The organism is Flavobacteriales bacterium, assembly GCA_016700415.1.
Lineage (GTDB): Bacteria > Bacteroidota > Bacteroidia > Flavobacteriales_F > PHOS-HE28 > PHOS-HE28.
This window is the reverse complement of sequence record CP065018.1, coordinates 436,848-463,590: the sequence shown is the minus strand read 5'-3', so window position 1 is coordinate 463,590 and position 26,743 is coordinate 436,848. Positions and strand designations below refer to the sequence as shown.

Here is a 26,743-nt window from a genome sequence, read left to right as displayed (position 1 = left end):
ATGCCCCCTGTTCCAAATCTCTTCCCCGCCCCTTCCCGACCTGAACAAAGCGGAGCACTGCTCCGCTACGTGCTGGTCTTGCTCGCCTTGATCGGCACCGTGACCGTGCTGGCGCTTGGCCAAACCCTCTTTGTTCTCCTCTTCATTTCCGGGATATTCAGTTTCCTGATGCTTCCCTTCTGCCGGAAGCTCCAAAAATGGGGCTGGCCCATATGGCTGGCCGCCGCCGCCAGTTGCATGCTGCTCTTGGTCGTGTTCTTCGGTGCCCTTACCTTCATAGGCTTGCAGTACGCCCATTTCGGCAAAGACCTTCCCACATTGCAGGAAGCATTGGTGGCACGGATCGACAGCGGTCAGACCTATCTGGAAACGCGCTTCAACGTGAGCCAAGGGCAGCAGACCGCCTGGCTGAACAAAGAACTGGCCGCACTGGCGGAAAGCGGCGGTGCCATGGCCATGAACCTCTTCTCCGCCACCGGCACCGTGCTTGCAACGGTCGTCGTCATCCCCATCTTCACCTTCTTCCTGCTGCTGATGAAGGGCCAATTCCGGAAATTCTTCTCGCAACTGCGCGACCAAGGCGACGGCACGGTGCTTCGTATCGTGGAGAACATCGCGGAACTATCGCGGCAATGGTTGAAGGGTGTGCTGACGGTGGTACTGTTCCTGGCGGTGCTGGATTCCATCGGTTTCCTCGTGCTGGGGCTGAAGTATGCCATCCTCCTCGGGGTCACCGCCGCGATCCTCAACGTGATCCCGTATGTGGGCCCTTGGTTAGGCGCGTTGGTGCCCGTGCTCATCGCCCTGCTCACCAAGGACTCGGCCATGTATGCCGTGGGCGTTTTAGCCGTCATTGCCGTCACCCAGTTCATCGACAACAATTTCATCACCCCCAAGGTCGTCGGCTCCAGCGTCAGCATCAACCCGTTGGCCAGCATGGTCGCACTGATCGCCTGGGGCATGCTCTGGGGCCTGATGGGCCTGATCGTGGCCATCCCCATCACCGGCATGATGAAGCTGGTGTTCGATGAGATCCCCTCGCTAAAGCCTTGGGGGTATATCCTCGGGGACGAACCCAAGGTCGGGAAACGCAAGCGCGGTGGGAAAAAAGAAGGAAAGGATCCGGTGTAAGCGCTATTCGCACAGGATCTAAAGCACCTCCAACACCAAGCACTTCAAGTAGTGCGTCTCAGGGATGGCCCAATGCACCGGATGGTCCGGCGGTTGGCCGCCTGCGTAGACTTCACGCAGCTCGCGGTGGGCATCGCGCGCGGCATCGGCGATGGTCTTGCGGAAGAGCTCCGGCACCATGTGCTGGGAACAGGAGCAAGTGACCAAAAAACCGCCGGGCGGAAGTGCTTTCATCGCCCGCAAGTTGATCTCCTTGTAGCCCCGTACGGCGTTGTCCAATGCAGCGCGGCTCTTGGCGAACGCTGGCGGGTCCAGCACGATGGCGTCCCAGCGGCCGCTGTCCTTCACCGGCCCGGAAAGGAAATCGAAGACATTCGCCGCCTTGAACGTACAGATGCCTTCCATTCCGTTGAGCTGCGCGTTCTTTCCCGCCAAGGCCACGGCATCCTCGCTGATGTCCAGTCCCAAAACTTCCTTCGCGCCATACTTCGCCGCGTGCAGGGCGAAGCCGCCCGTGTGCGTGAAGCAGTCCAGCACCCGCGCGCCTTTGGAAATGTGCTCCAGCGCCGCATGGTTCAAGCGCTGGTCCAGAAAGTGGCCGGTCTTTTGGCCCTCGGCGAGGTCCACATGGAACTTCAATCCGTTCTCCGTCATGATCAGGTTGGTGTCGAACGCCTCCCCGACCGGCCCCGTGATCTGCTCCAGCCCTTCCTTCTCGCGTACCGGCACGTCATTGCGCTCGTAGATGCCGCGCGGGGCCAGCACTTCCCGCAGGGCCTGCACGATCTCCGGCTTGAAGCGGTCCATGCCCAAAGCCAAGGTCTGGAACACGAGCACATCGTTGAACTTGTCCACCACTAAGGCGGGTAATCCGTCCGCTTCGCCGAAGACCACACGGCAGCTTTCAGGTTGGCCCAAGCGCTGACGATAATCCCACGCGGCCTTGATCTTCCGGTGGAAGAACGCGGCATCGATGGGCTCATCGAGGTCCTTGGTGAGCATCCGCACGCGGATCTTGCTCTTCGGGTTGAAGTAGCCCTGCCCTAACGGTCCTTTCTTCACATCGAACACCTGCACAATGCCACCGGGTTGAAGCCTTCCCTCGAAGCGCAGCACCTGATTGTCGTACACCCAGGGGTGCCCTTGCCGGATGCGTTGACGTGTGTCTTCGATGTAGATCCGGTCGCGCATGATGCGTTTGAAAGGTCGCGAAGGTAGGTCCGGCCAGACCCGTTCACCTGACCTGCCTTCCCGGCGAACGGACCGTCCGGAGCGACCATCGGTCATTATCGGCAAAGTATCACGGTTAACTTTGAGGCATGATGAACCGGGGTTCCATTCTCTTCGCAGCATTGGTACTTTCCTCCGCCGGCTTCGCCCAATCACAGCTTGATGCCGTGGTGGAGGCCAAGCGTTTCAACGCACCGGGCGGCGGTGACCGCGTGGACGTGAACATCTCCGTGATCGGCAATACGGCGCTCTGGACCATGGACGAACGCGGGTTCCAGCAGGCAAAAGTGGAGGCGTTGACGGTGGTGGAGCAGGACGGGAACATCGTGGATTTCCGCAAGACCCTCGTGCGCTCGCCGGAACGCGCCGACACGTTGCAGGGCGATTTCATCCATCAGGAGCGCTTCGTCCTCAAACCCGGCAGCTATGCCCTTTCCGTGGAATTGCATGACCAGAACATCGCGGACACCGCCCGCACCTATGTCCGTATCCCCCTGGTGATACCGGCCCGCACGAACGCCGTGTCCATCTCCGATATCATGTTCACCCTCCAAGGTGAGGAGGGCGAAGGCCCCACGCCCTTCCCCGGCGCGTATTATCCCGGGGGCACCGGCAAGCTCGGTTTCTATGCGGAGGTGTACGGGACGATCCACAAGTTCGGAAATGGTGGGCCGTTCTTGGCGGTGACGCAGATCGAGGACTATGAGACCAAACACGTGGCCGGCAATTTCAGGACCGTGCAACGCCTGAGGGCGGATACCGTGGTGCCGCTGGGGATGGAGTTCGGCATCGGGAAGCTGCCCACCGGGAACTATCAATTAGCCGTGGAGGTGCGAGACCGCAGCGATTCCTTGGTGGACCGGAAGACCCAGTTTTTCCAGCGTAATAACCCGATCGCCTTCGATCCCACAACGCTAGCCGAGGGTGAACTGGGGGCCAACTTCACGGATGCATTCACCGATGCGGACACACTGGCGGAATACCTCAGCTCCATGCGCCCCATAGCCGATGAACTGGAGCGAAAAATGATCGATGACCGCTGGAAGGACAAGAAGCCGGAACTGATGCGGCAGCTGATGTACACCTTCTGGTACAACAGGGCGCCCAACGACCCGAAGGCCGCTTGGGAACGCTACCTGCAGGCGGTTAACTACGTGGATAAAAAATTCGGGTGCCGGAACAAGCGCGGTTACCAGAGCGACCAAGGCTACATCTACCTGCGCTACGGGGCACCGAACACCGTGGTGGACCGGGCCAACAGTACTTCCGCCCTGCCTTATATGATCTGGCACTACTACAGGGCCGGGCAGTACACCAACCGCCGCTTCGTCTTCTACCAGCCCGAGCGGTCCACTACGTGTTGGACCCTGTTGTCCTCCGACATGCCCGGTGAGCTCAATAACAACACCTGGTTGGACATGCTTGCCCCCGGAATTGCCGATGGCGGCGCGGAGCGCGGCGAGATCATGGACAACTACAACAATCCCCGGTAGCTGGAGCGTTTGTCCGGTCTTGTGGGGGTGTGCTTCGTTCTCGCTACAAGCACAAGAAGATCGACGCGATCGGTGAGCGAAATTGCCCGTGATCGATCCGGTAAAGCGATCGATCAGTTCATACGGACAATAATTCCACCTTCACTTATACTGATCTACCACATGTAACTGAGGTTCAAAATATTAAACGCATGAACCACACATGTCTACTGAGCTGCACATCACTGCAAACCGGCCGAGACGGACGAGCTTGGAACTTCCGCTGAACGGAGGCCACAACGCCTTGACCTAATTTCGTCCCGTGCCACTCTCAGCTCCTATTGACCGGTTCCTTTCAGCCCGCGTGCCGCTGATCGACGTTCGTTCGCCGGGGGAATACCTTCGAGGTCATATTCCGGGGGCATTCAACGTTCCGCTCTTCACGGATCAGGAACGTGCCGTTGTTGGGACCTTGTACAAGCAGACCGGACGGGACGCGGCCATGTTGGAGGGCCTGCGCATCATCGGCCCGAAAATGGCCGAGATCGTGGAACAGGCCCGTACACTGGCTCCGGACGGCAAAGTGGGCGTGCATTGCTGGCGGGGTGGCGAGCGCAGTGCCAGCGTGGCCTGGTTGCTCGAAAAGGCCGGGTTCCAAGAGGTGATCGTCCTGAAACGGGGTTATAAGTCATTCCGGGAGCGTGTGCTTGCATCACTCTCCTTGTCTTGGGTCCTGGAGGTGCTCGGGGGCTATACCGGCACCGGAAAGACCGAGCTATTGGGCCTGCTCCGACAGGAAGGTGAGCAGATCGTGGACCTTGAAGGACTGGCGCATCACAAGGGATCCTCCTTTGGCGGTATTGGCGAAAAGGTACAGCCCACCACGGAGCACTTCGAGAACTTGCTATGGGATGCCTTGTCCCAACTTGATCCCGGAAGGTCGATCTGGGTGGAGGACGAAAGCCAACTGGTGGGGCACGTGAAGATCCCTGATCCCTTCTTTGCACAAATGCGTTCCCGGACGGTGCATTTTATCGACATGCCCGTGGAGCAACGCGCCGCAAGGCTGGTCAAGGATTATGGGGATTTCCCAGAGGAAGAGCTGGCCGCTGCCACACTAAGAATACAGAAACGTTTAGGGCCACAACACGCCAAGGAGGCATTGGAGGCGTTGAAAACGGGCGACCTGCATCGCGTGGCGCTGATCATGCTGACGTATTACGACAAAACATATGCACGGGGCTTGGCGGCACGCGACCCGAAGAAAACGCGCATTCTTCCCGCTGGGGAGTGCAGCCACCAACAACTTGCCCTGAAACTACTGGAACATGAGCGAAGCAAAAACCACTGAGGTCCGCCTTACCGAGCACAGCCATGGTGCTGGCTGCGGCTGCAAGATCGCTCCGGCGGACCTGGAGAAGATCTTGGCAAGCGACCTGGGGACATTGCCGGATCCCCGTTTGCTTGTCGGCTACCAAAGCCGCGACGATGCTGCCGTGTACGACTTAGGGGATGGCCGTGCCTTGATCAGCACTACTGATTTTTTCACCCCTATTGTGGATGACCCGTTCGATTTCGGCCGTATCGCGGCCACCAACGCCCTTAGTGATGTTTACGCTATGGGGGGCCGGCCACTGCTTGCGGTCGCCATCCTAGGTTGGCCCTTGGCGAAGCTCGGTGCTGAACTGGCAGCCCTCGTGGTGGAGGGCGGTCGTCAGGCCTGCCATGACTGTGGGATCCCATTGGCCGGGGGGCACAGCATCGATGCGCTTGAACCGTTCTTCGGTCTGGCCGTTACCGGCGAGGTGAAGACCGCCCATGTCAAACGTAACGATGGCGCGCGTGGCGGGGACGTGCTCCTGCTCACAAAGCCGTTGGGCGTGGGTGTTCTCAGCACTGCACAAAAGCGCGGGATACTTCGGCCGGAACATGCACATATCGCCAGGGATATCATGGTACGCCCCAATAGTATCGGGACGCAACTGGGCGAAATGCCGGGTGTCCATGCGCTTACCGATGTCACCGGGTTCGGGCTGCTCGGGCACTTGGCGGAAATGTGCCAAGGCAGCCACGTGAATGCCCGGTTGGCTTATGCCGATATTCCCCTGATACCGGAAGCCTTGGCCTATGTGAAAGAGGGTTGCTATGCGGACGGCGCATTGCGAAATTGGAAAAGCCTTGCCGACAAGGTAGAAGGCGCAGGGACCATGGAGCGGATGATGATATTGAACGACCCCCAGACGAGCGGCGGATTGCTCATCTCCTGTTCCAAAGAACTAATTCCCGAAATAACCGCATTGGTCGCAAGTAACGGGCAACACGTCGATAATATCGGCATTCTCCATGAGCATAAGAAAGGTGCATTGATCACCGTTGAATAGAAACCTCAATTAATGCTAAAGTGGTGAACATGCCCTGACAGGGTCGTGTGATGATCCATACCTTTGTACCGCTCCAAAAAAAATACATCATAAACTGATTTTGCAATGGCGAAGAAACGCTTGAGTGAAAAGGACATTGACCAACTCCTCAGCCATTATCGGGCTGAAAGGCGGAGGCTGAACTTCCAGTTAGGCTTAGTGCGGTCCACTATTGCCGACCTGAAGAAGGACAAGGCAACCGCTCCGGTCCGGTCCACCGGCCCGAAACCGGCCATTGCCGGTGTGGTGAAGCGCGGCCCAGGCCGGCCCAGGAAGTCCGAAACTGCCGCCAAGCCCCCCGGAAAGCCGGGAAGGCCCAAAAAGCGCGAACGCAAGGAACGCGCGCTGAACGAATGGGACAACGTGATCCTCAATGCGATCAACTCTACCGGCAGGCTCCTGCCCAAAGAGGAATTGCTTGAACATGCCACTACGTGGGCGACCAACCATGAACCCACGCTCTCCGCTGCGGAGGTCGAGGCGTTCCTGACCCGCGCCCTCCAAAAGCTGAGCGGTAAAAAGAAATTGCTGGGCACCCACCACAGCGGATTGCGCCGCGGCTACCACTACGGAATGAAGGACTGGTTCTTCCAAAGCAGTGGAAAACTGCGCAAGCAGCATTACGACCGCTTGGTGCTTGCCCCGGAAGTGGAAATGGCGTCATAGCCTTTGGCCTTGATCTGGCATGGAAATGGCGGTCTTGGGACCGCCATTTTTATTTTCGGTCCGCCCCGGTTAACTTTCCAAAGTTGCTCAACGCACCATGAAAAACATCCTCACCCCCCTCGACCTGAAGGCGGAGACCGGGACCGTACTGCAACACGCCGCTGAACTGGCCAGCAAGATGGACGCGAAGCTGTGGGTCCTGCACGTGGCCGCACCGGACCCGGATTTCGTCGGCTATGAGGCCGGCCCCCAATACATACGCGATGTTAGAGCGGACACCTTGCGCGAGGAACATGGCGAACTGCAACAGATCACTTCCCGGCTCGCCGCCCAGGGCATCAGCGCCCAGCCCCTCTTGGTGATGGGGCCAACGGTGGAGACGATCCTTGGCGAGGCCGAACGCCTTCACGCGGACATCATCGTGATGGGCACCCACGGACGGCGGGGATTGGCAAAAGCCTTTATGGGCAGTACCTGTGATGATGTCCTTCGCGCAAACCGCTTCGCAGTGCTCGTAGTGCCCACTCCCCTCGACGAATGAAGATCACGTCTACCACAGTCCGACTTCTTCCTTTGGCCGCGCTCCTCTTCATGGGCGGGGTTTGCCAACCCACCATGTTCGCCGGCCAACCGCGCCTACAGGAGATCAGCCTGCCCCCGGGATTCCATCTTTCGATCTTTGCGAAAAACGTGCGCAATGCGCGCGGCATGAGCTTGGGATCTGACGGCACAGTATACGTGGGTTCCCGGGGCGAGGGAAATGTCTACGCACTCCGCGATCTCAATGGGGACGGCACGGCCGACACCCTCTTCACCATTGCCACCAAGCTGAACATGCCCGTGGGCGTGGCCTGGCATGAAGGCGACCTCTACGTCAGCTCCGTGAGCAAGATCGTCAAGTTGCCCGGCATCGCGGACAGGCTCGGGGATCCACCCGCCCCTGTGACGGTTTATGACCAATACCCCGACAAGGAGCATCACGGCTGGAAATACATCGCGTTCGGTCCGGACGGAAAGCTCTATGTGCCGGTGGGAGCGCCCTGCAACATCTGCCTCAGTGAGGACAGCATCTTCGCCTCCATCACGCGCATGGACCCGGACGGAAGCAACATGGAGATCATCGCGCACGGTGTGCGCAACAGCGTGGGCTTCGACTGGGACCCAAAGGACAGCTCGCTCTGGTTCACTGATAATGGCCGCGACATGCTGGGCAATGATGTGCCCAATGACGAACTCGACCATCTCACCTCCGTCGGCCGGCACTTCGGCTATCCCTACTGCCATCAGGGCGACATTCTTGATCCGGAATTCGGAAAGGGCAAGGATTGCTCCGACTATGCCGCGCCGGCCGCTTTGCTCGGCCCCCATGTGGCCGCATTGGGCATGAAGTTTTATCGCGGCTCCATGTTCCCGGAGAAGTACCGACATGCCATCTTCATCGCCGAGCACGGTTCATGGAACCGGAGCACGCCTATCGGATATCGTGTCGCCGTAGCTTTTCCCAAAGACGATGGCACGGCCACCACGGAAGTCTTCGCCGAAGGTTGGCTGGACGGGAACAGTGCATGGGGACGACCGGTGGATCTCTTGGAACTCCCTGACGGCTCGATGCTGTTGAGCGACGATTCCGCCGACCTGATCTACCGGATCACCTACGACGGCAAGTAATACCGTTTCGCATTACAATAACGCCCGAAGTAGCTGGCGGATCCGCAAATTCCTGATCCCTAATTCCGACAGACCTCGTCGGCGGTCGAAATCAGGGATCAGCGGATCAGGAATTTGCATCGCTGCCCATCCCGATCAAAAGATCGGTGCATCTCTATTGCGAAAAGGTATAGTACCGTTTGAAAGTAGAGATCCCCGGATACGCGAGTTCGGGATGTCCGCTACTTGAACGGGCTGTTGAACGGGGCACGGTCCAGTGTGGTGCGCTTGCCCCAGGCCGTCCGGTAGAGGAGGAAGTACACGCCGACGGCCACCACCGTGCCCACGAAGGCACCGGCCAGCGCATCCTCCGTAAAATGCTGCGAGAGGTACACCCTGGTGAAGGCGAGCAGAGCTGCCAGCACCGCAAGTAAAGCTGCAGGTTTCGACCTCCCTATCACCACGGCCAATGCCGCGCACATACTGAACGCAGCTGTTGAATGCCCGCTCGGGAAGCTGAAGTGGTGGTAAAGGTCCATTCCCGCCACAATGTGCAGTCCGGGCATGCGGTCCAGGAACATGCCCGGCCGGTCGATGTCCGCAAAGAACAAATGCTTGAGGGACTGGACAACGATCGCGCTTAAACCGGCACTCAGCCCCACCATCAGGAACGAACGCCAGCTTTTCCAAAGCAGGAGCACGGCCAACGCGGTGGGCACCCAGCCGTTGGCCATCTCCGTCAAGTAGGGGAAAAGCACGTCCGCCCACGGCGCATGGAACCGGTTAACGGCCATGTGCAGGGCCAGATGGTCCAGCCGTAAGACGCCGATGAGACCGGGAATGGCAAGGAGCACAGCGCAAGCGGTAAATGTCCAGATGCTTCGCTCGCGCATGGTCCAAATGTATCCCGGATGATATTCTGGACCCACAACCCCGTTCCGAAAACGCAAGAAAGGCGCTGTGGACGGGCCACAGCGCCTTTCGGCAGCACTAAAAAGGGATCAGGCGTTAAGGAAACCCTTCGCTTTGGCGCGTTTCAGGGCCTCTTGTATCCCGATCTTGCTGATGGTACGCATACCGGCCGCGCTAACACGCAGTTTCACCGTGCGGTCCTCCTCGGGGATGAAATACTTCCGCTCCTGCAGGTTGGGCGCAAAGGTGCGGCGGGTCTTGCGGTGGGAGTGGCTCACCGAGTTGCCGGTGATGACGTGCTTTCCGGTGATCTGGCAGATGCGTGACATGGCTGTACGATTTCGGGCGGCGAAAGTAATGGAAAAATCACTACACAGGTGAAGAAAAACAGCCGGGCTATGCGGTGGTGGTCTCGCGGGCTAGCAGCAATTGCTTCCGGAGCATGTTCAGCGCAGCGATGGCGGACCGGCGGATCACCAGGTCCCGGGTACCCATGAACACGCCTTTACTGGACACCACGCCATGTGGCCCTGCAACCGCGAGCCAAACGGTGCCCACGGGCTTGTCGGGCGTGCCGCCGTCCGGTCCCGCCACGCCCGTGGTGGCCACGGCCCAATCGCTCTTTAAGGCGTTCCTCACCCCTTCCGCCATGCGCTCCACCACAGGTTTGCTCACGGCGCCGTTCAGTTCCAGCATGTCACTGGGGATGCCTAATTCCTCCATCTTAACGGCATTGGCATAGCTTACCACACCGCCGATGTAGTAGGCTGAGCTCCCCGGCACGGAGGTCACCAGATGACTGAGGTATCCCCCGGTGCAACTTTCCGCCAGCGCCAAAGTTTGGCCATGGTCCTTCAGGATCGACCCTACCACCGCCTCCAAGGAACGTTCTCCCTCCCCGTAGATGAGTTCGGGGATCAAGCCGTAAAGGACTTTTACTTGACGGTCCACGCGTTGCGCGGTTTCGGCGGGGTCGGGGCCCGCATATGTGGAAAGGCGAAGTTTCACCAAGCCCGGTGAGGGCAGATAGGCCAGCCGGATGCCCTCCTTCACCAATGCGCTCTCCCAGGCCGCGATACGCTCCGCAAGCTGCGTCTCACCCATGCCGGTGGTCTTCACCGTCCGGTGGACGATGGTGGGCGGCTTGAAACGCTCGCGCAACATGGGGAGCACGGGGGCACGCATGATCCCGCGCATTTCATACGGAACTCCGGGCATGCTCACGTAGACGCGGCCTTCCCGCTCAAACCACATGCCGCTGGCCGTGCCTAATTCGTTGGGCAGCACCAAGCATCCTTCGGGCAACTGGGCCTGGGCCAGATCGGCCTCCTTGACCTCCTTTGGATCACGGCCCATGCGGGTGAAGAGCTTTACCACCCGCGCCTCGGCCTCTTCGTTCCGTACCAAGTGCGTGCCGAAGAACGCGCACAGGGTATGCTTGGTGATATCGTCCTTGGTGGGGCCGAGGCCGCCGGTGATCAGCACGATATCCGCGCTGGCCGTGCGCAATGCATCGAGAATGACCTCTTTATCGTCCCCCACCACGCGGGTCAAGATGGGGCGGATGCCTGCGAGGCCGAGCTTCTGGCCCATCCACGCGGCATTGGTGTTGAGGGTCTGCCCGATCAACAGCTCGTCGCCGATGCACAGGCATTCGGCGGTGACCTCGGTCCCTGGTCCTGTCATCTTTCGTTCTCGTCGATCGTATTGATAAATGGCTACTTCAGCCGTGCATTTCCGCGCTGGTGCCGTAGCGGGCCACCACCTCGGCCTCAAAAGCCAAAAAGTTTTTCCAACGGCTGTCCACTTCTACGCCCGGGCCATACTTCCGAGCCATAGAGATGAACGTAGCGTAGTGCCCGGCCTCACTTTCCATGAGATCCCTGTAAAACTCCCGAAGCTCCGGATCAGCCGCCGTGGTACTGAGCAGCTTGAACCGCTCGCAACTGCGCGCCTCGATCATGGCCGAAAAGAGCAATCGGTCCACCAACCTCGCCTCCGGCGACCCATCCTTGGAGAGGAAGGTAAGCAGTTCGTTCACGTAGCTGTCCTTGCGTTCCGGGCCGAGGGTCCAGCCCCGCTCCCGGATACGCTGCACCACCATGCCGAAATGGGACATCTCCTCCTCGGCGATCCGCGTTAGTGCCTCCACGAGGTCCGTGAGCCCGGGATTGCGGACAATGATGGACATGGCATTGCTGGCGGCCTTGTGCTCACACCACGCATGGTCGATCAACAAGGTCCGCAGATCCTCCTTCACCAGGGCCGCCCAGCGTGGGTCAGTGGGGAGTTGAAGATTTAGCATGGACTTCGGTACCGCTCGCAAAGGAAAGCCATCCCGGCGGGCGGGCAATGCCAAATGAGAGACCGATCAGAGCCTGAACTGGCTCTACGGGCGAATTACGATGAACCGCTCGGATCAGAAAATACGGGGCATTTTGAAGCTGATCCCCCGAAAAGAGGAGCGGTCGCACTTGACATCTGTTCTTTCATCGCCATAAACTTGCATTGGTCGATAGAAATATGACATTCATCGACACAAACTACGAGTGCAACAAAGCCAGTGAACGACGCACCACTTTTCTCGCTACGAAACGAAGAACCACAAACACCCCTTCACACCATGGACACACGGAACACGACCCCACGCTATCGCGCCCCCGGTCTACTGGCCTTGATCTGGATGCTTGCCTTGAGCGGCATGGCGGGCCTGGCCCAAGCGCAGAGCTACTGCTCGGCAGGTGCAAGCAGTGCCGGTTCCGCCGGCATCACGCAGGTGATCTTCAACACGATCGACAACAGTTCGTCCAGTACCCCGGCCTATACGAACTACACAGCGCAATCGACCACGGTCCTGAAGGGTTCGTCCCATGACCTCTCGGTGAAGATCCAAGCCACCGGGTTCTTAACGAACAATACCGCCGTGGGCTGGATCGATTGGAACCACGATGGCGACTTTGATGATGTTGGGGAAACCTACGCCTTGGGCACGCTGAATTCAGGTTGGAGCGGAGCGATTGGCAATACAAGCGCCTCGCCCTTGAACATCACCGTACCTCTTACGGCCACATCGGGCAACACGCGTATGCGCATCCGGACCCGTCAAGGAAGCGCCCCCAGCGCCTGCGGCAACACGAACAACAGTGAAGCGGAGGACTACACCATCAACGTGATGGCGCTCCCGGTCTGTAGCGGCACGCCCGACCCCGGGAACACCACGGCCAACGATGCGATGCCTTGCCCAGGTAATTCCGTGACCCTCGATTTCCAGAACCACTCCACGGACCTCGGTCTCTCCTACCAATGGCAAAGCAGCACAACGGGCGCCGGCGGCCCCTTCGCCAGCAACGGCTTAGGCATCGCGACCACGGAGGTGACCACACCGGGTGCGGCCACCTGGTACCGTATCGCCATGACCTGTAGCGGGAATACGGGTTACAGCACGCCTGTATGGGTGACTCCCACCCTTTCCGGAGCTTGTTACTGCACGCCGACAGCCAGCTCGGATAACAATACCGGGGTGACGAACGTGACTTTCAACACCATTGACAACTCCTCCAGTGGCGCGCCTGCCTACACGGACTACAGTGCGCAATCCACCCCGGTGGACCAAGGCACGGGCTATCCGCTCTCTGTGCGGGTGAACACGAACGGGAACAACACGGTTTACGTCAAGGCATGGATCGACTGGAACCAGAACGGGACATTCGACGGCTCCGAGGAATACGATCTGGGATCGGCATACGGCGTGACCGATGGTGCACCGAGCGGATCCCCGCAGATCCTCATGATCCCGGTCACCGCGCTTCCCGGCACCACGGTCATGCGCGTCCGTGCGAGGCGCTCTTCGACGATCAACGCCTGCGGAAACCAGAGTTATAGCGAGGCCGAGGATTATACGCTGAACGTGCTTGTACCACCGCCCTGCACCGGTACGCCCGATCCCGGAAACACCACGGTCACCAATGCGACACCATGTCCGGGAAGCAGCGTCACACTGGGATTTCAGGACCAGGTGACGGGATCGGGGCTTTCCTACCAGTGGCAAAGCAGCACCACCGGCGCTGGTGGCCCCTTCGCCAACAACGGCTTAGGCACCGCGACCACAGAGGTGACCACACCGGGCACGGCCACTTGGTACCGGATCGGCATTACCTGCAGCGGGAATACAGGGCATAGTACGCCCATATTGGTGACACCAACCCTTAGCGGAGCTTGCTATTGCGTGCCGACGGCCAGTTCGGATGACAACACAGGCTTGACGAACGTGATGTTCAATACCATCGACAATACTTCCGTCGGTGCGCCTGCCTACTCCGACTTTAGTGCGCAATCCACCTCAGTGGACCAAGGGGCCAGTTACCCCCTTTCCGTCCGCGTGAACACGGACGGAGGCTACACCGTTCATGTGAAGGCCTGGATCGACTGGAACCAAAACGGGACCTTCGACGGCTCCGAGGAATACGACCTGGGATCGGCCTACGGTGTTGCGGATGCCGCGCCGAGCGGTTCCCCCAATAACATCCAAGTCCCTCTCACTGCGCTTCCGGGCAACACGGTCATGCGCGTCCGCGTGAGGTACAATTCGGCACCGACCGCCTGTGGGAACAATACCTACAGCGAGGCCGAGGACTACACGGTGAACGTCCAGGTCCAATTGCCTTGCAGCGGCACCCCTTATCCGGGCAACACCACCGCGTCCTTGACCGCCCCCTGTCCCGGTGCGGACTTCACCCTGGAGTTCCAATACCCCATCACGGGATCGGGCGTCACCTACCAATGGCAAAGCAGCACCACCGGCGCGGGAGGCCCCTTCGCCAACAACGGCTTAGGAACGGCGACCACCCAGGTGACCAATACGGCAGTGCCCACCTGGTACCAAGTGGTGGCGACCTGTTCCGGCAACCCGGGGACCAGCATTCCCGTGGCCGTTACGCCCAATGCCTTGGCCGCAGCTTGCTATTGTGCCGCCACGGCAACGACCGACAACGCCACGGGCGTGACGAACGTGAGCTTCAACACCATTTCCAACCCTTCCACGGGAGACCCGGCCTATAGCGACTTCAGCGCCCAGAGCACCACCGTGGACGCAGGCCACACTTTCGCCCTGTCGGTCAGCGCCAACTCCCCCGGTTTCTTCAGCACCGCATACGTCAACGTCTGGATCGATTGGAACCAGAACGGCACATTTGATGCCTCCGAGAAATATGATCTGGGCACTGTGTTCTGGTCGAACGGCGCCAGCAGCGGCTCCCCGTTGAACATCACTGTTCCCGTGAACGCTGTAGGAGGACCTACGATCATGCGCGTCAGGGCCGGCAACGGATCCTCACCCGGCGCTTGTGGCAACATGAACAACAGTGAGGCGGAGGATTACACGGTGAACGTGATCCCACCGCACAACACCTGCGCCACGGCCTATGCGGTGGCTTGCGGCCAGACCTACAACGGCAACACGGTGGCGGTGGCCCACAGCATGCCGGCCAATGCCTGCCCGTTCAACGGTGCGGCCAGCACGGGTGGCCAGAACTGGTGGAAATACACGCCTACCACCGACGAGTCCGTGACGCTGAGCACCTGCGGCGCCGCGAACTTTGATACCCGCATCTCGGTGTTCTCCGGAGCGGACTGCAACGGACTCACCTGCCTGAGCATGGTGGATGACAGCCCCGGTTGCGCCGGCGGCACCGGTACGATGACCTTCAACGCTTATGCCGGCAATACCTATTGGATCGCGGTCGGTGGTGAAGGCGCCTCCGAAGGCACGTACGGATTGACCGTCATCTGTGGTGTTATCTGCACCCCGCCCGCCAATGACCTGTGCCTTGATGCCATCGCGATCGGCATCACGGTCGCCGATGGCATGAGCACGCCCGCTCCGGTGCAATACACCAATGAATGCGCCACGGTGGACGCCCCGACCGTCGTTTCCGGCACCATGCCCGTGCAAGGCGTCTGGTTCACCTTCAACACGGGTGCCTACCAACACGCATTGATCACCTTGCTGGACAATGGCGAGAACAACCAATACACCGCCAGCACCCTGAACTATGCCCTCTTTACAGGGAATTGCTCCGGACCGGGGGCGGCTCAGCCCGATGCGGCCCTGAGCGATGCCGCCGGGACCACCGTCAACCTGCTGGCAGCCCATACGGATTACCGCCTGATGGTGTACAACACCGGCGGGTCCGGCGTGAGCGGCACCTTCGGGCTGATGATGCAAAATCCTACGCACAATGACGCGGCCATCACCGCCATCCTCGATCCGGCCCCAGGCTTGTTCTGCGGCACCACGATGGCCCCGAAAGTGGCTCTGCTCAACAACGGGGACAACAACCTCACCACACTGCAATTCACCTATGGGCTCTCCGGTGGTGCGTCCCACGTGTACAACTGGACGGGTAACCTTCCCTACGGAGCGTCCGCCAACATCACCCTGCCCACCGTTCCGGCGGAGGTGGGTGCGGGCCAAACGCTCTCCATCACCACCAGCCTCCCCAACGGTGTGGCCGATGATGTTCCGGCAAACGATGGCCGGAGCGTGGCCCTCGACGTGGGTGGCGAGGCCGTTGTGGTGAAGATCAAGCTCGATGCCAACAACGATCAAGGGCTGACCTGGGAGATCTATGATGAGACCTTCTCCTACTATTTGTCCGGTGGACCCTACACGGCAGGCCAGGCCAACACGCTGATCAGTGAATACCACTGCCTGCCCATGGACTTCGGCAACTGCTTCAGCTTCCACCTGTACGACAACTACGGGGACGGCCTCTGCTGCTCCAACGGGAACGGGTACTGGGAACTGCAGCGGCCGGACGGCAGGGTCCTCCTTCGTGACCTTTTCGATGGCGCCGTGGACGGGTCCTCTTCACCCACGTACAGCCCGGCCTACTCCGCCTACTACGACCACAGCTTCTGCCTGCCTCCCGGCCCGGCCAAGATCGCGAACAAGTCCTGCGGCATCTTCGATTACACCATGAACAGCAAGGTGTACTGCAACAAAGTACTTGGAGCCACCAGCTACCAGTTCGAGTTCTCCGACCCCGATGCGGGCTTCATCCGCCGCATCGCGGTGAACACCGACCAGGTGCGCTTCAACCAGATGCACAACAACCCGCTGACGCCCGGCGTGAAGTACTTCGTCCGGGTAAGGACGAACAACGCAGGCCCCTTGGCCAGCGCACACTTCGGCACCGGCTGCGAGGTGGGCATGAGCGGACCGCTGTCAGTGACCTGCACGGAGCTGATCAGCGCGCCCAACTACGGGCATTCCTGCAACGAGACGCGCGCCTTCAACACCAACAACAGCTTCATCTATGCCATGCCGGTGGTGGGTGCGACGGAGTACCAGTTCCGCATCTTCATTCCCGGGGAAGGATATGATGAGACCTTCACCCGCGACACCTACATCCTGCAGCTGAAGTGGAACAACCGGCCTCCGTTGGTCAACGGCTCCACGTACAACGTGCAGGTGAACGTGAAGGTGGGCACGGTATACAGCGGCTTCTGCGGGGACGTCTGCGCCATCACCATCGACAATGGCGGCGAGCGCCCCGAGGCCAGCATGGAGCAGACCACCGGAACGGCGACGATGTGGCCGAACCCCGTGCGGGACGGGCAGGTCAAACTGAGCATCGACGGCATCCGGGACGCGGACCAGCAGATCACCATTGATATCCTGGACCTCTACGGAAAGCAGGTCTTCGCCAAGGCGTACGGGAACAACGGCGAGCGCTTCACCACCACCCTGGACCTGCCGGGGGACATCGCCAGCGGAACGTATCTGGTACACATCACCGTGAACGGAAAGACCACCGTGCAACGGTTGAGCATCATCAAGTAACCGTGACCGCAGGTCCCCTTCGGGTGACCGCTGCGGGAGCTCTGGAGTTATAAGGCGAAGGGCCGTTCCGCGAGGGGCGGCCCTTCTTGCTTTGCGAGGTCAACTTGATGCTGGTACGGACCCAAGGTATAGCTTGCGAACGCCTGATCGAGGGATCCCAACGGAACATTTGACCCGACCAAAACCGGATAAAAAATGCAAACGGCCACTTCGGAAAACTTCACTTTGGGGCGCAAATGCCTCAAAACCGTTGCCCGTTCCGATCGAAAGAAATCAACGATCCACCTTCCAACTCCCCTGATCAGGCCAGACCATAAAAGCCGATCGCTCCATCCAAAAACAGCCATATCATACTCACGTCCAGCCTGTTCGATAGCATCGTCAGGGGCCTGCACATTTCCGCGGTCGGAAGGTGCGCAAGAGGGTTGCCTAATGTTCAAAAATAAAAACGCTTGCATCGTTGGGCAACAATCCCGGTACATTGGGGGCGCTACCAAGATCACATGCACTCTTTGGAAGCCAAACTGGAACCTTAGTTGAACGACCAATGACGTCCCTTGAGTGTCCCGCATCCGCACAAACTTCAAGCCACATCGTAAAAAAACCAACCCCACGACCCATGAACGACCAACACGCCGTTACAGCACAACGAATTCCGTGGTGGAGGATGCTTTCGATCCTTGCCCTGTTCGTGATGCTGGGCACCTTAAGCGCCCAAACCACCGTGATCATCGGTGCCAACAGTGGTGCCAATACCACTACCTCGTACCCCTGTCCTTTAGGCCACTATTATCAATCCCAGCGAGCACAGTACCTCTACACCGCTGCGGAATTGGGCGCTCAAGGGATCACCAACGGCATGTTGATCACCGAGATCGGTTGGGTGGCCAACGCCACGACCATCAGCGGCCACAACCTGCCCGGTTACACCATTTCCATGAAGAACACCGCCACCACCGACCTGCCCATTGCCAGTTGGGAGGCCGGCACCGCTGTGGTGTATGGACCTACGGCCTACTCTTATACGTCCGGTTATGCCGGCAACATCAAATTCCCAGTGAGTTCATTCACGTACACCGGAGGGAACCTGCTTGTGGAAGTATGCCACAACGCCACTGGATACACCAGCAACCCGGCGATCCAATGGAGCACGCTCATCGGTTTTAATGGCCAGCATACCTACCGGGCCGATGTGGCCACAGGCTGCGGAACTGCCTCCTTGACGAACACCGGGACCAGGACCACACGCCCCCGCTTGGTACTGACCTATATAGGGTCCACAGCGTGCGCCATTGCAGCACCGGGCAACACCCTCACTACCGGCACCGCGGACTTCTGCACCGGCAGCACCATCACCTTGAGCACCCAACAAGCTGCCGAAACCGGTCTTACCTACCAATGGCAAAGTTCCCCGAATAACGTGACCTATACGGATGTGACGGGAGCGACATCCTCCAGCTTGGTACTCCTGCCTGCCGCTGCGATCTGGTACCAATGCGTAGTGACCTGCGATGCCGATGCCGGGAACCCCGTGGCCAGCACACCGCTTCAGGTCTCCGTTGCAGCCAATCCGGTAGCCTATCTCGCATACAACGGCGTCTCCTACGTACAGAACTTCGAAGCCTGGGTGAACGCGTGCGGTACCACTGACATCCCCGGCGCGAGCTGGAAGAACACCCCGGCCACCGGCAACAATTCATGGCGCCGCAACGACTTAGGTGCCAGCGCAGGTTGGTCCTATTTGCCGGGGGGGGCGTATTCGCCCACCTTCAGCAGCGGTGCATATTCAGCAGCGTTCCACACCTATGGTGCTCCCGGCGCTAGCCAAGGAAGCCTCGACCTCTACCTCGACATGAGCGCCGGTTCGGGAACGGATGTGCTCAGCTTTGACCATATCAACCCCACCGGTACGGACGTCTTGGACGTATCCTACTCCACCAACGGCGGCACAAGCTTCACTGCCTTGGGCACCCCGCTCGGGGCCGTAGCTTCATGGACCCCGCATGAGTTCACGATCAACAGCACCTCGGCCACCACGATCATCCGGTTCAAGTGTACCTCCGACTTCGGGAATGATGACATCGGCGTGGACAACTTGTCCCTTGCGCCGCCTGCCGCCTGCCAGAAGCCCACGCTTCCGATCGCGACGAACATCACCACGACCACGGCCGATCTTTCTTGGACCGCCAGCCCCTCCGACCCCCTCAACGGCTATATCTGGGAGATCCGCAGCAGCGGTGCCGCCGGAGACCCCTCACCCGATGCGACCGGCACGACCGGTTACGGCGTGACCTCCGTCATCGGTGCTTCAACGCTCGTCGCCAACACCGCCTACGTGCTCTATGTGCAGAGCGATTGCGGCGGCCTCAGCCCTTGGTCGAACGGTTATTCGTTCCATACCCCATGCAATGCGGCTACTGTGCCTTACTCTGAGAATTTCGATCTCGCGGTCACCCCTGCCCTGCCCTCTTGCTGGAGCCGTGAAACGATCGCCGGTAACGATTGGGAGTCCTTCTTAGCATCCACCTACGCACTACCGTTCACGGGCAACGTGGCCATGTATGGCTATGACCCTGCCAATAACGCTAATTCATGGCTCTTCACTCAGCCCCTGAGCCTCGTCGGCGGCACTTCTTACCGCCTCAGCTACCAGTACGGCAACGATGGCGGCACTTACTATCCGGAAGCAATGGACGTTTGGTACGGCACGGGGGCAACCTCGGCATCCATGACGGACCTGCTGTTCGACCACCCGTCCATCTCAGGGGTGGGTAATGCGACCAATACCTTGGACTTCACACCGGCCACGAACGGGGACTACACCATCGGCTTCCATGCCAAGTCCCTCGCGAACATGGACATCTTGGTACTGGACGAGATCTCAGTGATCGAAAGCCCCGCCTGCGTGGCCCCTACAGCCTTAGCGCTCACCGGTTCGACCACCACCACCGCCGACTTTAGCTGGACGGCCAGCGCCTCGGTCCCGGTCAACGGGTACGAGTGGGAAGTGCGCACCAGCGGCCTTCCCGGTACCGGCGGAGAGGACGACCTCGGCACCGATCCCACGAGCACCCTCACGGCAAGCGCCACAGGGTTATCGGCTTCCTCGTCGTACAAATTCTATGTGCGCAGTCTTTGCGTCGGTGGCCCCAGCGATTGGGCCGGACCGTTCAACTTCAACACCGTGTGTGGCACCGTCACCGCGCCATACACGCAGAACTTTGATGCGGTCGCCAGCCTGCCCAACTGCTGGGTCAACCAAGGCACTGGCGAGAATTGGGGATTCCTTCCGAGCTTGGCCCCTCCGGGTCCTGATTACGGCGTAAACGGCGCGGCGGACCATTCCGGCAGCGGTAACTACGCTTGGATCGACGGCAGCGGCGGCATTCTGGCCAACGGCTTGGAAAGCGTGGATGTGGACTTCAGCAGCCTCACAAACCCACAGGTGAGCTTCTGGATGCTCTCGAACAACGTGGACGATGCCGCCATCAACCCGATCCGGCTGGACGCTTGGGACGGTGCCGTATGGACACCGTTGGCCACCTTCAGCGGGAACGACCCGAACTGGGTGGAGCGCACCGCCGCGATCCCGGGAAGTATCCCCACCACCAGCCGCTTCCGTTTGGTGGCGCTCCAGTCCCCCACGGGGAGTGCGTTCTATAACGACTTGCTCGTGGATGATTTCAGTGTGATGGAAACACCGAACTGCTTGCCCCCCACGGCCTTGAGCGTGACGAACATCACCGCCACCACGGCCGACCTCTCGTGGACCGCCAGCGTCTCCGACCCCGCCAACGGCTATGTGTGGGAGATCCGCAGCGACGGCCTTCCCGCCGGGAACCCCTCACCCGATGTGTCCGGGACGACCGCATACGGCGTGACCACCGTTGTTGGAGCAACACCGCTCGTGGCCAACACAACCTACAAACTGTACGTGCGCGGTGATTGCGACGTCGATGGCTTTAGCACATGGGCGCAGACCACCTTCTTCACCGGCTATTGCCAAGCGACGTCGACCAGCACGGCATACGAGATCGGCAGTTTCTCCACTACCGGCGGCTTCCTCAACATCTCCAACCTGAATTCGGGTTTCTCCACCAATGGCTATGGTGACTTCACCTCCTTGGTGGTGTCCCAAATGGCTGAGGGCACGGTGAACTTCGCGGCCGATTACCCGGGAGACACCTACCGTTCCAGTATCTGGGTGGATTGGAACAACGACTTGGATTTCAACGACGTTGGCGAACAGGTGTTCCTTAACGCCGGCTATACATCGAGTGATGCAGGCAGCTTCGACGTACCTACCGGGCAGGCCGATGGTGACTACCGGATGCGCATCCGCACGGATTGGTTAAATGCACCGGTCGCATGTGGCACCGGCACCTACTATGGAGAGACCGAGGACTACACCTTCCGTGTGGAAACCCCGACCTGCATAGCACCGGTAGCTACGGTCACTAGCTTGACCGGCGGCACCACCGCCACGATCGACTGGATGAACAACGCCTCTTTCAGCTACAACTGGGAACTGCGTGCGACCGGCAACCCCGGTGATCCCGCTCCCATTGCCTCCGGCTACCATGTAGGAAACGGTCCGGCGATCATTGGCGGCCTCACCCCCGGCGGCCAGTACTACTTCTACCTGCAGGGATGGTGCAACGCCGCGGACTCCAGCTACTGGAGCACCACCAGCGTGTACATGGGTTACTGTGCCGCCGGTTCGGACGACGATGCCACGACCAACATCAAGATCGCACAGGTCACCTTTGCCGATGTGGACAACGCCACTTCAAGTACGCTCGGATACGATGACCAAACCGCAGTGGTGGGCCATGTACAGGCAGGGGCGTTCTACCCCATTGCGATCGCCGTGCAGGACGGATATGATGCTGACCGCATCCGCGTATGGATCGACTTCAACCACGATCTGGTCTTCTCCGGTAGTGAACTGGTGGCGACGGGCGCGAATCCCCCGGCGAACGTTGGCCCCAACGGCTATACGGTGAACACCAACTTCCACATGTCCGCCCATGCCTTGGCCGGGACCACCCGCATGCGGATCCGGTTGGATAATACGATCAACGGACCTCAGAATAGCCCCTGCGGGAATTCCGGCTTCGGCCAAGTGGAGGACTATACCTTGGACGTGACGGCAGCACCTTGCACGGCCCCTACGGCCACCGCCACACCCGTTCCCGACTGCGGCAATTTCCAGTTCACTGTGAACGTGGACGTGACCAGCGTGGGCGACGCCCCTGGCAACGTTACGGTGGACGATGACCAAGGCAGTGCGCAACAGAACGGCCCCACGGGCACATACACCTTCGGCCCTTACCCCAACGGTACGAACGTGACCTATCTGGTCTCGTTCGGGACGGCCTTGTGCGATGAATACGTGAGCACCACCTACGCCTGCACGCCGACCAATCAGGCCTGCGGCTCAGCCCAAGGGCTGACGGTATACCCGGAGAACGGATGCGTCATGACCAACGGCAGCACCTTCAATGCCAGCACGGAGCCGATGACCGGTTCAGGTTGCGTCAATAACGTGTTGACACTTCCGACGGTGTACTATTCCTTCGTGGCCACGGGCTTTGCCCAGAACATCACGCTCAATTTCGCTTCGGGCAGCTTCAACGCCTCGGTGTTCGACGCCTGCGGCGGGAATGAACTGAGCTGTAGCGGCTTCAACAGCGGGACCACCTTGGTGTCCGGGCTTACGTTGAACAACACCTACTACGTTCGGGTCGCCTCCACGGGTACCGGCAACTTCACCCTCTGCGTGAGCGAAAGCAGCGTACAACCGGTTTCGAACGATGATTGCGCCAACGCCGATCCCGTAACCGTATCGGCTTACGGTGCCTGCACACCGACCATCGGCCAACTGCTCGGCGCCACGCATTCCGCACAGGCCAATCCGAGCTGTGTGAACCCGACCCTTGGCACCGCTGACGTGTTCTACAGCTTCGTGGCCAACGGTGATCGGCAGATCATCACCATGAGCCAGGATTCCACGAACAAGGTGTACATGCTGGCCGCCTACAATGGTTGCGGCGGTACGCAGCTCCTTTGCAAGTTGATCGGGCCGACCTTCGATGCCCTCGGGACGGAGTACATGGTGACAGGTCTTACCGCAAACAACACCTATATCGTCCGTGTTCTCTGCAGACCCGCCGAAGCCGGTCCTTTCGCCCTGTGCGTGATGGATCCGCCGCCGCCCGTCCAAGTGAACTGCGGAGGTGCCGTGGTGGACGAGTTCTACCAGCCGGTTGACAATGACAACCAATACTGGGCCTATCATTCCAACGGCACGGGTGCATTCACCCTCACCTTCAACAGCGGAGACATCGAGAGTTTCACTTGGGACAAGCTCACGATCCGTGACGGTGTGGACGGCAATGCACCGATACTGTACCAGAACCCCTCCGCCCAGACGGACCTCACGGGTGTAACGGTGACGGCCACGGGTTCCGACCTGTTCATGACCTTGACCACCGACGGTTCGGTAACGCCGACCTTGTTTGACTGGACCGTGCAGTGTGCCTACCACCCTGGCCAGGCCTGCAATGCCAACCCCGTGGATTGCGGCCTCACCTATCCGGGACTGACAACCGGCCTGGGCCACAACATGCCCGCGAACGCCTGCCCCTTCAACGGGCCAGCTTCCACAGGTGGTGCGGAATGGTTTGTCTATACGGCCGCTTCCGACCAGGCCGTGACCGTGAGCACCTGCGGACAAGCGGGCTTCGACACCCGCATCTCGGTGTTCTCCGGAGCGGACTGCAACAACCTCACCTGCTTGGGTATGATGGATGACAGCCCCGGTTGCCCCGGCGGGTCAAGCACGTTGACCTTCAACACCGTCACGAACAACTCCTATTGGATCGCGGTATCAGGAAGCGGTGCCCAGGAAGGTTCCTACTCCCTGAGCTTGATCTGCAGCCCTGTTTGCACGCCTCCCGGCAATGACCTTTGTGGCAGTGCGACGGGGGTCAACAACACGGTGGCTGACGGCACGGGTATGCCTACGGAGTACACCAACGTATGCGCCACAGTGGACGCCCCGACCACTTGCTCCGGCACGCTGCCCGTGCAAGGCGTTTGGTTCACCTTCAACACCGGCAACTTCGATCACACCTTGATCACCCTGCTGGACAATGATGAAGACAACCAGTACTCGGCCAGCACGTTGAATTACGCCCTCTATTCGGGCCTATGTGACGGGCTCGGTGCCACCAATAGCGTGAGCTGCGTTGTTGACGCCGGCGGGATCAATGTGGAGAACGTGACCCAGAACACCTGGTACCGTTTGCTGGTATACAACACAGGCGGCTCGGGTATCAGCGGCACCTTCGGGCTGTTGGTGGAACACCCGGCGCATAACGACGCGTCGATCACCGCCATCCTCGATCCGGCCCCGGGCCTGCTCTGCGGCACCACGATGGCCCCGCAAGTGACCCTGCTGAACAATGGGGACAACAACCTCACCAGCGTACAGATCACCTATGGGCTCTCCCTCGGGATCCCGTACGTCCACAACTGGACGGGCAACCTCGCCTACGGAGCATCCGCGAACGTCACCCTGCCCACGGTCCCGGCCCAGGCAGGTCCGGCCCAGACGCTCTCCATTTCCACCAGCCTCCCCAACGGTGTGGCGGATGACATTCCGGCCAACGATGGCCAGAACGTTGCTGTCGACGTGGGCGGTGAGGCCTTGGTAGTGGTCATTCAGAACGATGCCAATGATGGGAGCGGGCTGTACTGGGAGATCTTTGACGATGGTTACAACACCGTCGCGAGCGGTCCCTCCTCAGTACCAGGGACCAATGAGCTGGTCAGTGAGTACCACTGCCTGCCCGTCGATTTCGGCTTCTGCTTCTACTTCCACTTGTACGACAGCTTCGGGGACGGCCTGTGCTGCTCCAACGGGAACGGGTACTGGGAGCTGCAACGACCGGACGGCAAGGTCCTCATCCGTGACCTCTTCGACGGAGCCGTGGACGGGGCGTCTTCACCCACCTATTCCCCGGCCTACTCCGCCTACTTCGACCATGTCGTCTGCCTGCCTCCCGGCCCCGCCCAGATCGCGAACAAGTCCTGCGACATCTTCAACTTCACCATGAACAGCAAGGTGTATTGCCGCGAGGTGGTGGGAGCGACGAGCTACCAGTTCGAGTTCTCCAACCCCGATGCGGGCTACATCCGCCGGATCGCGGTGAGCACCAACTGGGTGCGCTTCAGCCAGATGCACACCAGCCCGCTGTCGCCAGGCGTGAAGTACTTCGTCCGGGCACGTACCAACGACGCCGGCCCCGTTGCCAGCGCACACTTCGGCACAGGTTGCGAGGTGGGCATGACGCCGACGGTGCCTTGCACGGAGCTGATCAGCGCGCCCACCTACGGGCACTCTTGCGGCGAGGAACGCGCCTTCAACACCAACAACAGCTTCATCTATGCCACGCCGGTGGTGGGTGCGACGGAGTACCAGTTCCGCATCTTCATCCCCAGCGAAGGCTACGATGAGACCTTCATCCGCAGCACCTACATCCTGCAGTTGAAGTGGAACAACCGTCCGCCGATGGTCAACGGCTCCACCTACAGCGTGCAAGTGAACGTGAAAGTGGGCACGGAATACAGCGGCTTCTGCGGCCAGACCTGTACGATCACCATCAACAACGGCAACCCCCGCCCCGAGGCCAGCATGGCACAAGCCACTGGAACGGCGACGATGTGGCCGAACCCGGTGCGTGAAAGTCAGGTCAACCTGAGCATCGATGGTATCCAGGACGCGGACCAGAACATCACGGTGGACATCCAGGACATCTACGGCAAGCAGGTCTTCGCCAAGGAGTTCGGGAACAGCGGTGAGCGCTTCACCACCATCCTCGACCTGCCGAGCGACATCGCCAGCGGAGTGTACATGGTGAACATCACCGTCAACGGACAGAAGACCGTCCAGCGGTTGAGCATCATCAAGTAACCGATATAGCACCAAACGCCGAAGGGCCGCCTCATTTGAGGCGGCCCTTCGTGCTTTTGAGCCTTTGGGCCTTCACTATATCAGGACCTCAACCCAAGGTCCTTTGACCGGCAATACCAGATCCGGATCACTGGCGTCCGGTCAAATGCTCATCTCTTCGAGGAGCATTGGTATCACTGGCACTGATGGGTTTGCCGCATTGGTTGGCCGGTCCGATGAGCAAGAGGTGATAGCATTTGCCCGCCCCGATCAACTGCGGGTTCAAGCGCAGGATGACCATCGTTTGGGGAGGGGCCGCTCGAAGAATACCAATTCGCAGTCGCTGGCGTCCGGGATAGCACCGATCAATGCGCCTAAAATGCTGTCCGTACTACATGAATTGCGCTTGACGGGTCCGGACCCCTCGTTTCCTCAGCGTGGAAAATGCCGTTCGTGTGAGACC

The 26,743-nt window shown here is 59.9% G+C and carries 14 protein-coding genes; 9 read left to right on the top strand and 5 right to left on the bottom strand.

Annotated elements, in window-relative coordinates; genetic code table 11:
- Window positions 1-1,131: an AI-2E family transporter gene (locus tag IPP95_01905; GenBank protein QQS73007.1), complete on the top strand. Its 1,131-nt coding sequence runs from the start codon at window positions 1-3 to the stop codon at window positions 1,129-1,131.
- 18 nt (window positions 1,132-1,149) lie between these two features.
- Here IPP95_01905 and IPP95_01900 read toward each other — a convergent pair whose 3' ends face one another.
- Entirely contained in the window at window positions 1,150-2,322 is a 1,173-nt protein-coding gene (locus tag IPP95_01900; protein QQS73006.1) for a class I SAM-dependent rRNA methyltransferase, read from the bottom strand.
- 128 nt (window positions 2,323-2,450) lie between these two features.
- Between IPP95_01900 and IPP95_01895 the strand changes: the two genes are divergently transcribed.
- The 6 genes from IPP95_01895 (at window position 2,451) to IPP95_01870 (ending at window position 8,587) form a co-directional block, all read left to right on the top strand.
- Window positions 2,451-3,854: a GWxTD domain-containing protein gene (locus IPP95_01895; protein QQS73005.1), complete on the top strand. Its 1,404-nt coding sequence runs from the start codon at window positions 2,451-2,453 to the stop codon at window positions 3,852-3,854.
- Window positions 3,855-4,155: 301 nt separating this feature from the next.
- Window positions 4,156-5,184, top strand: a complete 1,029-nt coding sequence (mnmH, locus tag IPP95_01890) for a tRNA 2-selenouridine(34) synthase MnmH (protein ID QQS73004.1) — start codon at window positions 4,156-4,158, stop codon at window positions 5,182-5,184.
- Window positions 5,162-6,214, top strand: coding sequence for a selenide, water dikinase SelD (gene selD, locus IPP95_01885; protein QQS73003.1), 1,053 nt, complete (start codon window positions 5,162-5,164; stop codon window positions 6,212-6,214). The genes mnmH and selD overlap by 23 nt, the downstream gene beginning before the upstream one ends.
- Before the next feature lie 105 nt (window positions 6,215-6,319).
- Window positions 6,320-6,919: a hypothetical protein gene (locus tag IPP95_01880; protein QQS73002.1), complete on the top strand. Its 600-nt coding sequence runs from the start codon at window positions 6,320-6,322 to the stop codon at window positions 6,917-6,919.
- Window positions 6,920-7,016: 97 nt separating this feature from the next.
- Window positions 7,017-7,460 carry a universal stress protein gene (locus IPP95_01875; protein QQS73001.1) on the top strand — a complete coding sequence of 148 codons (444 nt, stop codon included), beginning with the start codon at window positions 7,017-7,019 and terminating at the stop codon, window positions 7,458-7,460.
- On the top strand, window positions 7,457-8,587 hold the full coding sequence (locus tag IPP95_01870) for a sorbosone dehydrogenase family protein (protein QQS73000.1): 1,131 nt from the start codon (window positions 7,457-7,459) through the stop codon (window positions 8,585-8,587). Before IPP95_01875 ends, IPP95_01870 begins: the two co-directional genes overlap by 4 nt.
- A gap of 221 nt (window positions 8,588-8,808) precedes the next feature.
- Here the strand turns inward: IPP95_01870 and IPP95_01865 are convergent, their stop codons facing one another.
- The 4 genes from IPP95_01865 to IPP95_01850 all read right to left on the bottom strand — a co-directional run bounded on the left by IPP95_01865 (window position 8,809) and on the right by IPP95_01850 (window position 11,783).
- Window positions 8,809-9,459, bottom strand: coding sequence for a phosphatase PAP2 family protein (locus tag IPP95_01865; protein QQS72999.1), 651 nt, complete (start codon window positions 9,457-9,459; stop codon window positions 8,809-8,811).
- 108 nt (window positions 9,460-9,567) lie between these two features.
- The gene (gene rpmB, locus IPP95_01860; GenBank protein QQS72998.1) at window positions 9,568-9,807 is read right to left on the bottom strand and encodes a 50S ribosomal protein L28; all 240 of its coding nucleotides are present in this window, start codon (window positions 9,805-9,807) and stop codon (window positions 9,568-9,570) included.
- A 67-nt stretch (window positions 9,808-9,874) separates the two neighbouring features.
- Complete coding sequence (locus tag IPP95_01855; GenBank protein QQS72997.1) at window positions 9,875-11,164, bottom strand: competence/damage-inducible protein A; 1,290 nt, start codon at window positions 11,162-11,164, stop codon at window positions 9,875-9,877.
- 37 nt (window positions 11,165-11,201) lie between these two features.
- Entirely contained in the window at window positions 11,202-11,783 is a 582-nt protein-coding gene (locus IPP95_01850) for a tRNA-(ms[2]io[6]A)-hydroxylase (protein ID QQS72996.1), read from the bottom strand.
- Between the two features lie 318 nt (window positions 11,784-12,101).
- On the opposite strand from IPP95_01850, the gene IPP95_01845 reads away from it, so the two are divergent.
- Window positions 12,102-17,321, top strand: a complete 5,220-nt coding sequence (locus IPP95_01845) for a T9SS type A sorting domain-containing protein (protein ID QQS72995.1) — start codon at window positions 12,102-12,104, stop codon at window positions 17,319-17,321.
- A gap of 619 nt (window positions 17,322-17,940) precedes the next feature.
- Window positions 17,941-26,301 (top strand): fibronectin type III domain-containing protein, encoded by an 8,361-nt coding sequence (locus IPP95_01840; GenBank protein ID QQS72994.1) that lies wholly within the window; start codon window positions 17,941-17,943, stop codon window positions 26,299-26,301.
- Window positions 26,302-26,743: the final 442 nt, after the last annotated feature.

What these genes read in the sequence shown, in the direction of transcription:
- IPP95_01905 (QQS73007.1), top strand. Translation starts at nt 1, where the DNA reads ATGCCCCCTGTTCCAAATCTCTTCCCCGCCCCTTCCCGACCTGAACAA.
- IPP95_01900 (QQS73006.1), bottom strand. Translation starts at nt 2,322, where the DNA reads ATGCGCGACCGGATCTACATCGAAGACACACGTCAACGCATCCGGCAA.
- IPP95_01895 (QQS73005.1), top strand. Translation starts at nt 2,451, where the DNA reads ATGATGAACCGGGGTTCCATTCTCTTCGCAGCATTGGTACTTTCCTCC.
- selD (QQS73003.1), top strand. Translation starts at nt 5,162, where the DNA reads ATGAGCGAAGCAAAAACCACTGAGGTCCGCCTTACCGAGCACAGCCAT.
- IPP95_01880 (QQS73002.1), top strand. Translation starts at nt 6,320, where the DNA reads ATGGCGAAGAAACGCTTGAGTGAAAAGGACATTGACCAACTCCTCAGC.
- IPP95_01875 (QQS73001.1), top strand. Translation starts at nt 7,017, where the DNA reads ATGAAAAACATCCTCACCCCCCTCGACCTGAAGGCGGAGACCGGGACC.
- IPP95_01870 (QQS73000.1), top strand. Translation starts at nt 7,457, where the DNA reads ATGAAGATCACGTCTACCACAGTCCGACTTCTTCCTTTGGCCGCGCTC.
- IPP95_01865 (QQS72999.1), bottom strand. Translation starts at nt 9,459, where the DNA reads ATGCGCGAGCGAAGCATCTGGACATTTACCGCTTGCGCTGTGCTCCTT.
- rpmB (QQS72998.1), bottom strand. Translation starts at nt 9,807, where the DNA reads ATGTCACGCATCTGCCAGATCACCGGAAAGCACGTCATCACCGGCAAC.
- IPP95_01855 (QQS72997.1), bottom strand. Translation starts at nt 11,164, where the DNA reads ATGACAGGACCAGGGACCGAGGTCACCGCCGAATGCCTGTGCATCGGC.
- IPP95_01850 (QQS72996.1), bottom strand. Translation starts at nt 11,783, where the DNA reads ATGCTAAATCTTCAACTCCCCACTGACCCACGCTGGGCGGCCCTGGTG.
- IPP95_01845 (QQS72995.1), top strand. Translation starts at nt 12,102, where the DNA reads ATGGACACACGGAACACGACCCCACGCTATCGCGCCCCCGGTCTACTG.
- IPP95_01840 (QQS72994.1), top strand. Translation starts at nt 17,941, where the DNA reads ATGAACGACCAACACGCCGTTACAGCACAACGAATTCCGTGGTGGAGG.